Source organism: Mitsuaria sp. MSU3D (genome assembly GCF_056867975.1).
Genome location: NZ_CP200314.1, coordinates 2,971,088 through 2,983,706, shown reverse-complemented (window position 1 = coordinate 2,983,706; position 12,619 = coordinate 2,971,088). Strand labels below are relative to the sequence as shown.

At 72.2% G+C, this 12,619-nt stretch carries 14 protein-coding genes; all 14 read right to left on the bottom strand.

Going from position 1 to position 12,619, the window contains the following annotated elements:
* Positions 1–3: 3 nt before the first annotated feature.
* Entirely contained in the window at positions 4–387 is a 384-nt protein-coding gene (locus AC1VNM_RS13150; RefSeq protein WP_331616352.1) for a GPW/gp25 family protein, read from the bottom strand.
* 4 nt (positions 388–391) lie between these two features.
* Positions 392–1,996 (bottom strand): hypothetical protein, encoded by a 1,605-nt coding sequence (locus AC1VNM_RS13145; RefSeq protein ID WP_483107210.1) that lies wholly within the window; start codon positions 1,994–1,996, stop codon positions 392–394.
* Between the two features lie 11 nt (positions 1,997–2,007).
* Positions 2,008–2,709, bottom strand: a complete 702-nt coding sequence (locus AC1VNM_RS13140; protein WP_431104622.1) for a phage baseplate assembly protein V — start codon at positions 2,707–2,709, stop codon at positions 2,008–2,010.
* A gap of 71 nt (positions 2,710–2,780) precedes the next feature.
* Positions 2,781–3,866: a phage late control D family protein gene (locus tag AC1VNM_RS13135; RefSeq protein ID WP_483107209.1), complete on the bottom strand. Its 1,086-nt coding sequence runs from the start codon at positions 3,864–3,866 to the stop codon at positions 2,781–2,783.
* Positions 3,867–3,881: 15 nt separating this feature from the next.
* Complete coding sequence (locus tag AC1VNM_RS13130; protein WP_331616348.1) at positions 3,882–4,049, bottom strand: hypothetical protein; 168 nt, start codon at positions 4,047–4,049, stop codon at positions 3,882–3,884.
* Between the two features lie 6 nt (positions 4,050–4,055).
* The gene (locus AC1VNM_RS13125) at positions 4,056–5,099 is read right to left on the bottom strand and encodes a CIS tube protein (protein WP_483107208.1); all 1,044 of its coding nucleotides are present in this window, start codon (positions 5,097–5,099) and stop codon (positions 4,056–4,058) included.
* Positions 5,099–5,578 (bottom strand): phage tail protein, encoded by a 480-nt coding sequence (locus tag AC1VNM_RS13120; RefSeq protein WP_431104618.1) that lies wholly within the window; start codon positions 5,576–5,578, stop codon positions 5,099–5,101. Before AC1VNM_RS13120 ends, AC1VNM_RS13125 begins: the two co-directional genes overlap by 1 nt.
* Positions 5,575–7,224, bottom strand: coding sequence for a phage tail protein (locus AC1VNM_RS13115; protein ID WP_483107207.1), 1,650 nt, complete (start codon positions 7,222–7,224; stop codon positions 5,575–5,577). The genes AC1VNM_RS13120 and AC1VNM_RS13115 overlap by 4 nt, the downstream gene beginning before the upstream one ends.
* A gap of 76 nt (positions 7,225–7,300) precedes the next feature.
* Entirely contained in the window at positions 7,301–7,744 is a 444-nt protein-coding gene (locus AC1VNM_RS13110; protein WP_377152942.1) for a phage tail protein, read from the bottom strand.
* A 33-nt stretch (positions 7,745–7,777) separates the two neighbouring features.
* Positions 7,778–9,574: a phage tail sheath family protein gene (locus tag AC1VNM_RS13105; RefSeq protein WP_483107206.1), complete on the bottom strand. Its 1,797-nt coding sequence runs from the start codon at positions 9,572–9,574 to the stop codon at positions 7,778–7,780.
* 92 nt (positions 9,575–9,666) lie between these two features.
* Complete coding sequence (locus tag AC1VNM_RS13100; RefSeq protein ID WP_483107205.1) at positions 9,667–10,494, bottom strand: hypothetical protein; 828 nt, start codon at positions 10,492–10,494, stop codon at positions 9,667–9,669.
* Entirely contained in the window at positions 10,491–11,114 is a 624-nt protein-coding gene (locus AC1VNM_RS13095) for a Pvc16 family protein (RefSeq protein WP_377152952.1), read from the bottom strand. Before AC1VNM_RS13095 ends, AC1VNM_RS13100 begins: the two co-directional genes overlap by 4 nt.
* A 64-nt stretch (positions 11,115–11,178) precedes the next feature.
* The gene (locus AC1VNM_RS13090; protein WP_483107204.1) at positions 11,179–11,430 is read right to left on the bottom strand and encodes a hypothetical protein; all 252 of its coding nucleotides are present in this window, start codon (positions 11,428–11,430) and stop codon (positions 11,179–11,181) included.
* Positions 11,431–11,600: 170 nt separating this feature from the next.
* Positions 11,601–12,602: a sigma 54-interacting transcriptional regulator gene (locus tag AC1VNM_RS13085; RefSeq protein ID WP_483107203.1), complete on the bottom strand. Its 1,002-nt coding sequence runs from the start codon at positions 12,600–12,602 to the stop codon at positions 11,601–11,603.
* Between the last annotated feature and the right edge of the window lie 17 nt (positions 12,603–12,619).

The window sequence follows — 12,619 nt, the reverse complement described above, 5'->3', positions numbered from 1 at the left end:
GCGTCAGCCCTCCAGGTCCACGGTGACGTTCATCGCGCCAGGCTCGCCGGTGCGCGCGAGGCGGTAGGCGATCTCGACGCGCACCTGGCCGGGCGCGCCCGGCACCTCCCACACCTCGACCGCGTCGAGCAGGATGCGGCGCTCCCAGCGCGCGAGCGAGTCCCGCACCAGGTCGCGCATCTCGCGCCGCGTCGCGATCGTGTTGGGCTGGTGCAGCAGGCGGTCCAGGCCGCCGCCGAACTCGGGCCGCATCAGCTGTTCGCCGGGGCGGGTGCTGAGGATCAGGCGCAGCCCGTCGCGCACGCTGCGCGCCAGGTCGGGCCAGGCCAGGCCGCCGTCGTCGCCCGGGAGCGGCAGCAGCGGCCAGCCGATGAGTGCGGAGGTCATCGCGTCACTCCTGCGGCGGGATCTTGGGGAACGGCAGGCAGATCTTCATCGCGAAGAGCCAGCCGAAGAACAGGTTGAACAGCGAGAGGAAGATGTTCAACACCAGGAAGGCGCAGATCGTGATGATCGGGATGTTGAAGCCGCAGATCCACGTCAGCGCCGGGTTCATGGGCGGCGGCTTCTTGCCGTCGATGAGGTCCTTGGCCGAGCCCATCAGCAGGCTCTGCAGCGACGGCGGCACCACGAAGGCCACGTTGGGCTTGAGCGCGGCGAGCAGCTGCTTGTCGGCCGGATCGGGCAGGGCGATCTGCACCGGCGGCGCGCCCGCGCCCTCGTACCAGGCGGCGATGACGAAGGGCTCGCTCGGCGCGCTCCAGACGACGCGGGCCGGACAGGGACCGTCGGCCTTCAGCCGCACGAAGGCGCGCAGCTGATAACGCGCGTCGGGTTCGTCGAAGCGGCCGGTCTTGGCCTTCATCGCCGTGAAGCGCGCGCGCATCGCGGCGTGCATGGCGCCCAGCAGTTGCTGCGTCTGGCTGGCGTTCATCGCGGGCCAGGCCTCGGGCATCTCCACCGTGCCGGAGACGTTGCCCTGCGCCAGGATCAGCGTGTGGGCCTTCGTCAGGAACTCATCGGCGCGCACGGTGCGCTGCGGCCATTCGCCGTTGCGGCGCACCAGCGGCAATTGCAGCGGATGCAGCGCCTGCAGGATCGCCGCGCCCGCGGGACCGAACGCGTCGAACTCGCCCGCGAGTTGCCTCAGCATCAACACGAAGCGGACGAGGTTGCTGTTGGCGCCGGGCTGTTCGCTCTCTTCCAGCCAGCCGCGGCTGACCGATTCGCCGACCTTGGGCAGCGTCATCGACTCGCCGCGCAGCGCCTGCACCAGGTGACCCCGGAAGGCCGATGACGACGGACCGAAGTCGAAGCCCTCGGCCGCGCCGAAGCTCGCGTCCGTCTCGCTGATTTCGCCGCTGACGGTCGGGACCAGGCCGTAGTACAGCGTCTGGCCGGCCTCGGCGCAGACGTCTGGCGGAGCGAGGTACAGCGGGATCGTCTGTTCCTCCAGCACGGTGTCGGGCAGCTCGCGCGAGAACGCCACGAGCTGGCGATCGATGTCGGCCACGCCGGTGAGATCGCGCTGCGCGCGTTGCGCCGGCGCGGGGTCGGCATCCGCGCCGCCGACGCGCGACATCGGCACCCAGCCGCGGATGCGGCCGTTGGACTTCATCCATCCCTCCGGCTGTCCACCGGCACCGAGGCGTCGCAGCACCAGGCCTGCGGATTCGATCTTGGCGGGATCGACGCGCGGCTCGCCGGGCATGTCGCACCAGGCCTCGATCAGCGCGAGGTGGAACTGCCGCTGGATCGGCTGGAAGAGCTTGAGCGTGCCGTTCTTGTTGGTGGCGCGCGCGCGCAGGTCGCGCAGCCGCGTGAGTCCGTTCGCGCCGTTCGTTCCGCTCGTTCCGTTGGGTGCGCCCGCGCCGCGCAGGTCGTCCAGCGTGGCCGGGATGAAGTCGTCGTCGCTGCGTTGCAGCAGCCACGGCTGCAGACTGCGGGCCAGGCCGCGCGGCGCGCTGACGACGACAGGATGGTGCGGGTGGTTCATGGTCCGTTCCCTCACCAGACGTTGCCGGCGCCCGGCGTGTAGCTGGCACTGATGACCGCGTTGGTCTGCAGCACGGCGCACTTCACGATGCCGGAGAAGTCCGACATCGCCGCGTCCACCTTCACCATGCCGGCCGTGACGTTGACCTGGCTCGCCTGCACCGTGACCTTGGCGGCGGCCTGGACCGTGATGCCGGAGGTCTCCAGCTTGATGCTGTTGCCGTTGCTGTCCTCGAGCGTCACCGTGCCCGGCCCGTCCTTGAGCGTGAGGCTGCAGCCGCCGGGCGTCTCCAGCGTCAGCGTCTCCTGGCCGCTCTGGTCGTCGAGCGTGACGACGATGCCGTTCTTCGACTTGATGCGCTTGTAGCGGTTGAGGCCGCCGCTCTCGATGTCGGCCGGCGCGGCGGCGCTGCCGTTCCACAGGCCGCCGAGCACCAGCGGGTGGCGCGGGTCGCCTTGCGCGAAGACCACCAGCACCTCGTCGTCCACGTCGGGCACGAAGAAGGTGCCGCGGTCGTCGCCCGCGAAGGGCGCGACCACGCGCGCCCACATCGCGGCGTCCTGGCCGGTGGTGTCGTCGAAGGCGAGCAGCCGCACCTGCACGCGGTTGAGCCGCTCGGGATCGTCGATCGAGCTGACCTTGGCCAGTTGGGCGCCCGCGGCCCAGGGCAGCGGGACGCCGAAGGGCAGGGGGGAGGGCAGGTCGCGTTGCATGACGGGGTCTCGTGTGGCCGTGGGTGGTGTCTGGCGTCTGGCTTCTGGTGTGTGGCGTGTGGCGCGCGGCTTCAGGTCCCGAGGTAGGCGCACTCGGCGCTGAACTCGGTGCGGTAGCCCTGCTTCATGTCGAAGAGGTGGCAGGCGCGCACCACGTAGTAGGTGTTGTCGAACTGCGGCGAGATGCCGGCCAGCCGCACGCAGGCGCCGACGCGCAGTTGCGCGTTGCCCTCGGCCACGCCCTCGGCGCGGACGAAGCGGCGCGCGCGCTGGTCGAGCGCCGCCTCGGCGACCGCGCGCGCTTCATCGGTGCTGTAGACGGCGGGGGCGGCGAGGTGCTCGTTGCGGTCGCCGAAGACTTCGCTGGCCCAGGCGACGCCGGTGCGGCCCTGTCCGGGGCCCGCGTTGGCCACCGCGCTCGCTTCGCCCTTCACCGCGGAGCCGTCCTTCGCGTTCCAGCCGGCCACGCTCACGGCGGTGGGCTGGTCGGCAAGGTCAGCGGTGATGCGCACGCGGGCGAGCTGGCTGTAGAGCGTCAGGTCGATCGTGCCGCGCTGCACGTCCTTGCGCGGCGAGACCTGCAGCGCCGTGCCGACGACCTGCAGGTCCGCGTCGAAGCGCGCGAGCAGCCGGCGCAGGAAGCCGAGGTCGGTCTCGTCCAGCTGCGCCCAGGTGCCCTGCGGCGCGGTGAGGCCGGTCACGGACGGCGTCAGGCCGAGATCACCGGCGATCGCGTTCACCACGTCCGCCGGCGTCATGTCGGTGAACACCTTGCTGCGACGCGCGCGGCGCGCGGCGGTCAGGCCGTCCTCGGCGAGCACGACCAGCTCCGGCGGCGCGCCGTAGTTGCAGACCATCTCCAGCGCGCTGACCTTGCCCTTGAAGATCTCGCGCGGCGTGGCTTCGTCGCCGGCATAGACGCCGAGCTCGGCGCCGAGCTTCAGCGACGAGCCGCTGTTGAACGCGAGCTCGGCACGACCGTCCCCCGTCGCGACCCAGTTGGTGACGTGCAGCTCCAGCGCGCTCATGCCGCCTTCGCGTTCCTCCATCTTCATCGCCGTCATCAGCGTCGACAGGCGTTCGTCCGCCTGCCCGGCGATGCGCAGCGTGGGGCGGGCGCTGAAGATGGCGGAACGGCTGACGCTGGTTTCGGTCATGACGATCGATGGCGTTCAGAGGTCGCAGAGGCGCGCGGCGCGCTCGGCCCGCAGGCGCAGCGCCTGCTCGATCTGTTCGCCGATGTCGGGCGCGGCGTCCGCGGCGGGCGCTTGCGGTCCGGCACCGCGCTCCTGCGGTTCGCGCTCGATGTCGGCGGTGACTTCCTCGAAGGTGATGGGCATGACGGATCAACTCCCGAAACGGATGCGGCCGTGCAGGTCCGCGTGCGCGCCGACATCGGCGCTGAGGCTGCCGCCGGCCTGCGCCACGGCGCGACCGCCGGGGCTGAAGCTGGCGGATCCGGCCACCCGCGGCGCGGGCAGCAGGGCGGCGCGGGCGTCGAGGACGTCGACGTTGATGCTCGGGGGCGAGACGCGCAGGTCGGCGAAGGCGGCACCCGCGGTGGCCGTCAGCGACAAACCAGCGCTCACACCGACGCCGGCACTGGCGCTGACGCCGATGCCTCCGCCGATGCCTGCGCTGATGCCTCCGCCGATGCTTCCGCTGATCCCGGCGCCGCCACCGATGCCGATGCCCGCCCCGGCGCTCGCGCCGACCGAGAAGTCCGCCGCCGCCGACAGCGAGATGCTTCCGCCGACCGACAGGCCGGCCTCGGCGCCGAAGCGCAGGCTGGCCGCGCCGTTGGCGCCGGCGATGGCGCGGGCCGCGCGCGGATCGCCGAGCGCATTGGCGACGTCGGCCGCACCGGCCCCCGGTGCCGCGCTGACGGGCTCCGGCTGTGCGTTGCGGTCGACCGCCGGCGCGGGGTTCTTGCTGCTCTGGAACTCGACCTCCTGGCTCCCCAGCGTCAGGTTGATGCTGGAGCGCAGCGGCACGCCCTCGGGCGAGAAGAAGTCCAGCGTCTCCTTGAACTGCTCGACCACGCCCTTGAAGGCGTAGGTGCCCCATCCGAATTCGACCTTGGGCGCGAACTTCTTCGTGCCGTCCTTGGCGGGCTCGAGCAGCCCGGCGATGTTGGCCGTGACGTCGCGCACCGACGCGCCGGTTTCGGTCGTGTCGAAGATCAGCGTCATCGTCAGCTTGGCGCTGCTCTTCTTGACGAACTGGCGCGCGCCGTTGTTGCCGTTGCGGTCGTCGAACTCATTGCTGATCGTGTATTCGAGCGACGCGGGGTTGAACTGCACGTCGAACGCGGGCCCGCCGGCGCCGGTCCCTTCCAGCACCTTGAAGGTGGCCGAGGCCACCGTCGGAGCGTCGGGCAGCCAGGGCATCACGCGCCTCCCGCATCGAGCAGGCGCAGGCCTTCGTGCGCCAGGTGCAGTTCCTCGATGCCGATGTCGGAGCCCTTGGCGTTGAGGTCGGCGGCCTTGAACTTCACCGGCAGGCAGCGGTCCAGTCCCCAGGTCAGCACGGTCTGGCCCTGCGTGTCCTGCACGGCGATCTCGGCGGCCAGGCGGTAGGCGTAGCCGCCGCCGCCCACGGTCTGGAACCAGCGGAACAGGTCGCGGCTGCGCGTGAAGCCGCGCTTGAGCACGACCGTCGCGAAGCTCACGGTGCCCGCGCGCTGCGTGGCGCCGTAGTTGGCGCCGCCGGCCTTGATGAGCTTGGGCTCCATCGTCGCTTCCAGGCCGGTGCAGTCCGAGAACGCGCCGCCGCAGACCTCGACGGGACCGCTGCCGGTGCCGACCCGCTTGAAGGTGACCTCGAAGCGGAAGACGTGCAGGCCGATGAAGAGGTCGTCGGCGCTCATGCGGCCTCCCGTTGGGTGACGGTGGCGGCGACCGAGCCGGCCGCCTGGCCGAGCTGGAGCACGACGGTGATGCGCTCGATCGACATCGCCGGACGCACGCGCACGTAGGCGACGAGCCGGCCGGCGTCGAGGTCGCTCTGCGTCATCGTCGTGCGGTCGCAGAGGACCTCGAAGGCCTCGGACATCGCGCCGCCGTTGAACGCGCCTTCGCGCCAGAAGCCGGCGAGCAGGTCCTCCAGCGTGCCGCGCAGATGCGCCCAGAGCTTCGGGCCGTTGGGCTCGAACACGGCGCCGTCGCCGGCGCGCCGCGCGGCGCGCAGGAGGGTGCCGATCAGCCGGCTTGCGCCGCCGAAGCGCCACGGGTCCATCGCGGACGTTGTCACGTCGGATTGCAGCGCCCAGCCGTCCGCGCCCGGCGCGAAGACGCACACGCGCTGCGCGAGCCGGCCGGCCGGGCTGTCGTCGCCCAGGCCCCAGGCGGGCATCGGCTCCGCGCCGCCGAGGTCGCGCAGCAGCGGCAGCGAGGCGTCGCCGGCCACGGAGCGGAAGGTGCCGCGCGCGATCGCGCCCTGCGCGATCAGGCCGGCGAGCACGCCGTCCGGCGGCTCCAGACCTTGCGGCAGATCGGTGCGCGCGGCGCGCGTGCGCAGCCACGGCCAGGCGAGCTGCGAGAGCGCTTCGGCAGGGCGGCCTTGCGGCGTGTCTTCGTCGAAGGCGCTGCGCAGGATCTGCGTCTGTTCCAGCCAGGTGCGCGGATCGGCCTGCGCATGCAGGCCCTTGGCGGCGAGGCTGCCCGCGAGCGGCAAGGGCAGCGCGGCCAGCAGCATCGCCGCGCGCTGGCGGCGGTCGAGGAAATCGCGTGTGTCGCGGATCGCCTGGCGCCAGCGGGTGTAGCCGGCATCGTCGAGCCGCGGCGCGGGGATGTGCAGCAGCGAGGTGTCCCGCGGCTCCGGTGCTTCCACGTCGCACGGCGCGAAGCCTTCCGGCTGCGGTGCTGGCGGCCGGTCCGGATCGGGCGGCGGCGGCACGGTGGCGACGGCGTCGGGCAGGTCGGGCAACAGCAGCAGGCTGTCGTCCGGCAGGCCGTAGAGGTGCTGCACGCCCTGCCACGTGGCGGGGTCGTGCGGCGCGAAGGGCGCGGATGTCGAGACCATGCCGGGCAGCAGCAGCGCCAGGCGGGCGGCGCGCTGCGTGGCGCGCTGCGCGGCGTCCTCGAGGTAAGGCCAGGGATCGCCGACGCGGATCACGATCGCGCGCTTGCCGCCGCGTGCGAAGAAGCTGCGCACGGCAGCGCCCAGATAGGTGGCGCAGCGGCGCGGCGTTGCCTCGGCCAGCGTGATCGGGTCGAGTGGATCGAGGGGGTCAGGTGTTGCCGGCACGTCGACGGGCCGTTCGTCCCACGCGTAGAAGCGGTCGAACAGATGCCAGCTGTCGAGCACGAGCGGGAGGTTGAGCAGGGCCTCGACCTGCGCCGCCGGACGTGCCCACGGACCCGTCACCCAGCCGCCCGCATCCAGCTGCGTGCGCAGCGCGTCGGGCAGCGGGCGCCCCGCGCGGCGGCCGACGAAACCCACGAAGCAGGCAACGTCGGCGCGCTGCGCATCGGGCGGCGCGGCCGGGGCGGCGGGTTCGAAGACGAGGCTCATGGGCGCTCTCTTGCTCCCTCTCCCGCTTGCGGGAGAGGGCAGGGGTGAGGGCCAGCGGCGGTGGCAGGACGGCAGATCACACCGTCAACTCCAGCGCCTCGGCCGACAGCACGACTTCCTCGATCGCCACGTCCCCGCCGCCCTTGCCGGCCAGCGTCGGTCCCGTGTACTTCATCGGGATCACGCCGCGCAGCACCCAGGACTGGACGGGCTTCTGGGCCTCGTCGAGCAGCGTGACGGTGACGCTCTTCTGCGCGGCGGGGCCCTTGACACGGGCCTCGCCGATCCAGTCGAACAAGGTCTTGGAGTTGAGGATGCCGCGCTTGAGCGTGACGTCGGAGACCTTGTGCACGCCGGCGACCTTGCGGACGTGGTTCTCCTTGTCGTTGCCGAAGCGGTACTCGGCCACGGTGAGCTCGGTGCCCAGCCCGGAGACGTCCGAGAAGCCGCCGAAGACCTCGCCGCCGTCGAAGTTGACGAGGAAGTTGAAGGCGCCGTAGGGCGTGGTGCGGTTGGCCATGGTGGGGTGCTCCTAAGCGACAGGGCCCGGGGGTTACGCCGCGTCGGCCGTCTTCTGGCCGATGCGGAAGATGACGAACTCGGCCGGCTTGATGAGGGCCACGCCGATCAGGCAGACCAGGCGGCCGTTGTCGAGGTCGTTCTGGGTCATCGTGCTGCGGTCGCAGCGCACGAAGAAGGCCTGCTCCACCGTGCTGCCCAGCAGCGCGCCGTTGCGCCATTCGTTGTAGAGGAAGTCCGAGATGGTCTGGCGCACGTTGGCCCAGAGCCGCTCGCCGTTGGGCTCGAAGACGGCCCACTGCGTGCCGCGGTCGATGCTGGCCTCGAGGTAGTTGAAGTAGCGCCGGTCGGAGACGTACTTCCACTCCGGATCGCTGGAGACCAGCCGCGCGCCCCAGACGCGGTAGCCGCGCCCGCTGAGGTAGCGCAGGCAGTTCACGCCCAGCGGGTTGAGCAGCTCCTGCTGCGCGAAGTTGACGTCGGACTCGAAGCGCAGCGCGCCGGTGACGACCTCGTTGGCCGGCGCCTTGTAGACGCCGCGCTGGATGTCGTTGCGCGCGTAGATGCCGGTGACGAAACCCGACGGCGGCAGCGCGATCTCCTTGGGGATGTCGTCGCGGCCCGGACGGGAGAGCGGGTTGGCGACGACGACCCAGGGGTAGTAGAGCGCGGCGTACTTGGAGTCGACGCGACCGCGCGCGACCCGCATGTCGCCCGGCGTCTGCGCGGGCGCGCTGTCCAGCACCGCGATGCGGTAGGCGCGGCGGCGCTCGGCATGCGCGATCAGCGCGTTCTGCACGGCCTGCGCCTCGGCGTAGGCGCTGCTGCCGGGCGCGGCGACGATGGAGACGTCCTCGATGCCGGACAGGATCGCGAGCGCCGCGGCGTAGCTGCCGGGCGTGGTCTCGGCGCCGAGCGTCGGCGCGACGCCGTCGCTGCCCGCTTCGCTGCCGACACCGGCGCCCAGGGCGAGCACGCGGCGGCCATCGGCGTCGCCGGGCACGAGCGGCAGGGCGCGGATCGCGGCGATCAGCTCGAAGCCGTCGACCGCGTCGCCGATGTCGGCCCAGACCGTGTTGATGAGCGCGTCCGCGCGGCTGGCCGGCGTCCTCGCCAGCACCGCGCCGAGCCAGCGCGGATGCGTGCGCGCCACGCCGATGTCTTCCCAGGTCTGCGCGCCGCCGTCGGCGTCGATCACGTCCAGCGCCAGCGTCACGAGGGTGGCCGTGGCGCCCGCGCCGCCGGGCACGTCATCCGGCCCGAGACCCGCCAGCGACAGCGCGGCGGAGGCCGCATCGATCCAGGTGGCGCCGCTGCCGGTGTAGAGCGTCTCGGTGCCGCCGTTCGGGGTCACCGCGAGAATGCTGCCCGCCGGCGCCGTGCCCATCGTGCGCAGCGTCGCGGGGCGGCGCGACTCGCGGAACAGCACCCGGCCGTTGTAGGCCGCGCCGGGGAAGCGCGCGCGGATGAAGGCGCCTTCGGCCGGCGTGCCGCCGGGGTCGCGCAGCCGTCCCGCGGCGGTGCCGGCGGCGTTGAAGGTGCGCACGACGTAGAGCCGCGAGCCGCCGTTGTCGAAGTAGGCCCGCACCGCGTGCGCCACGAAGTTCAGGCGCCGCCGCGCGTCGGTGACGTCGCTCAGCCCGAGGTTCTCGAGGCTGCCGTAGACGTGCTCGAAATCGGTGAGGCTGGTCACCATCTCCGGCACGCCGTCGACGGGGCCGCGTCGCGTCGGACCGACGAAGGCGGTGGTGCTGGTGCCCACGCCCTCGATGGACTTGGCGCGGAAGCTGGTCTCTTCGACGTAGACGCCGGGTGCCAGGTATTCGGGCATGGCCTATCTCCTTTGCCTGAAGGCGCATCCGCGGACCGTGCCGCGGTGGGAATCGCCGTGACGAACAACTCGCGGGGCCTTCAGGAAGTCCTTCATGGCAGTGCGAGGGGAAGGGAAAACGACTGCGAACGCCCCGCCGCCAGCGCCACGTCCAGCGTGGCGTTGGGCAGCGTGGCGGCGCGGGATTCGAGGTCGTCGGGATCGACGAGGGGCAGGACCGTCGGCGCGCGGCCGGCGCGCACCTGGGCCGCCGGCGTGCGGGTGCCGGCCGCGCCGGGGGCGGGGTCGAAACACCATTCGATGCGCGCGGCGAGCTCGGTGACCACGACCTCATCGGGATCGTCGGACCAGGTCGTCACCGGCACGCCGGGCACCGGCAGCAGCGCTTCGCCGCGCCAGTCGGTGAGCGCGCGCGCGAGCACGTTGCCGCCGGCGCGGGCCAGCAGCAGGGCGCCGCCGAGGGCGTCGAGGCTGCCGGTCTCGTGCACGCTCAGGCGCAGCACCGACCAGTTCATGCCCGTGGGCGCGATGGCGGACGGGTACAGCGGCAACTCGACCGGGCGGAACAGGGACTCGCGCGACGCGGCATTCGCGGGCTGCGGATCGCGCGGCAGCGCCAGCGCCGCGCGGCGCGGCAGATAGCGGCCGGCGGGGTCGCTGACGGTCACGGACAGCGTGACGTCGCCGACGGTCGGCGTGCCGGGGGCGTTGTCGAAGGCGGCCTCGTGCGCCGCGAGCGTGAGGGGGGCCTCGGCGCGCACGATCACGTACAGCCCGCTGCGATTGCGCCGCACCGTCGCGCCGGCGATGCGCACGTCCAGGGGCGTGGCGACCTGCACGCGCGTGGCCGCGTCGATGCAGCGCAGCGCGCCCAGCACGCGCGTGTCGATGCGTTCCAGCTCACGGATCAGCAGCGTCATGGCGCGGCTCCCGGCGCGCCCGGCGACGCATTCCCCGCGGGCACGGCGGTGCCGTAGCCGAAGCGCGTGGCGACGACCGGTCCGGCGTCGAGGATCCTGTCCGGATCGAGGCGCACGCGGCGCGCGATGTAGGAGACCGACAGCCGGTACGCCGGCTCCAGCGCGTCCCAGATGCGCATCATGTCCTCGGTGGACAGTTCGGACGGGATGATCTGGATCACCTCGTCGGGCCCCCAGCCGGCTTCCGGCGACAGCGCGGAGGCGTCGAGGATCGGGTGCTCGTAGAGCTGCCGCATCGCCCAGGCGAAGGGCAGCAGCTCGTCCTGCGGGTTGCTGGCCCAGGCGCTGAGCAGGAAGTGCAGGTCCAGCCCCAGCGGTGCCTGCTGCTCGCCGGACATGCGGTCCGGGCGGTGCTGGCGCAGGTGCTCGTTGACCGTCACGCGGTACAGGTACAGGGAGATCCGCGTCGTGTCCTCCTGCGGCCCCGCGAGTTCCCCGGACGACAGCAGGACGACGTCGCACTCCGGCATCGCCGTCCCGCCGGCGTCGGCCGGGTAGGTGTTGCGCAGGTAGGTCACGATCGAGTGGCCGACCGAGTGGATCGCCTGGATGTTGGCCATGCGCCTGAAGTCCTCTGAGTGCCTCTGGATGGACCGGGGATGCTTGCCGGCGGACGTCGCCAGGTCAGGGGCCGGCCGACCGCGGCGCGCGGAAGATCGCGCGCCCGTCGGGCAGCGTGGCGCGTTCGATGCGGCCGTCGCGCAGCAGCGTCTCCAGCGCCTGCCGCACGTCGGCCAGCGGAACGTCCACGCCCATCGAGCCCAACCACCATTGCGCGATGCCCTGCTCGGTGTCGGCGGCGAGCGGATGGCGGGCGAGGTGGGCCAGGATGGCCGACTCCGCTCGCCGTCTTCTCGTGCCTGCGTCTTCGCACAACGGCGTCTCCAGCAACGTTGTGATCACGCAATGCGAGGAACGTGCCAGGTGTTGCGGCGAGGTGTCGACGAGCGTTTTCAGAGGAGCGGCGGGCGCAAGAAGCCGCCGGGTGGGTGATCGCGGACCCGCCTCCTGCCACCCGCCGGGTCGGCGCGGACCCGGTGGCGCGCTCAGTTCGGCGCGTCGAAGGTGTTGCGCTCGAGGCCGTGCTTCTTCAGCAGCTTGCCCAGCGCGCGACGTTCCTTGCCGGCCAGCCGCGCGGCGTGCGTCACGTTGCCGTGCGCGGAGTGCATCAGTTGCTCGAGGTAGCTGCGCTCGAAGTGCAGCATCGCCTCGTCGCGCGCGTCGTTGAAGGCGCGCAGGTCGCTGGCGGAGGCAGGGCCGTCGGACGTGGATCTGACCGCGTGGGACATGCCCGTGCCACACGGGCGCAGATCGAGCTCCTCGCCATCCGAGAGCAGCAGCGCGCGCTGCACGCGGTTGTCGAGCTCGCGCACGTTGCCGGGCCACGCGTAACGCGCGATCCAGTCGACGCAGCCGGTTGCGAGCGCACGCGGCGGCAACGCGTGCTGCCGCGCATGTCTCGCGATGAAGTGCTCCGCCAGCACGCGCGCATCGCCGGGCCGGTCGCGCAGCGGCGGCATCTCCAGCAGCAGCACGTTGAGGCGGAAGGCCAGGTCGTCGCGGAAGGCGCCGGTCTGCAGCAGCTCGTGCAGGCGCGGGCTGGCCGCGGCGACGACGCGCACGTCGCCGCTGCATTCGCGCGTGCCGCCGACCGGCCGGTAGCGGTAGTCCTGCAGGAATCGCAGCAGCGACACCTGCGCGCGCAGCGGCAGCGAGTCGAGTTCGTCCAGGAACAGCGTGCCGCCCTCGGCCGCCGCGATGAGGCCGCTGCGGGCCTGGCGGGCGTCGGTGAAGGCGCCGCGCTCGCAGCCGAAGAGCTCGCTCTCGATCAGCGTTTCCGGCACGGCGCCGCAGTTCAGCGGCACGAAGGGCGCGTCGCGCCGCTCCGACTGGTAATGGATCGCGCGCGCGGCCAGTTCCTTGCCGGTGCCGGTCTCGCCGACGATCAGCACGGGCGCGTCGTAACGCGCCATGCGCTCGATCAGCGTCAGCGCCTGCAGGAAGGCCGGCGCGCGACCGACGAGCTGGGGCGAGCGCTCGCTCAGCATGGCGGCGCTCCCGTCAG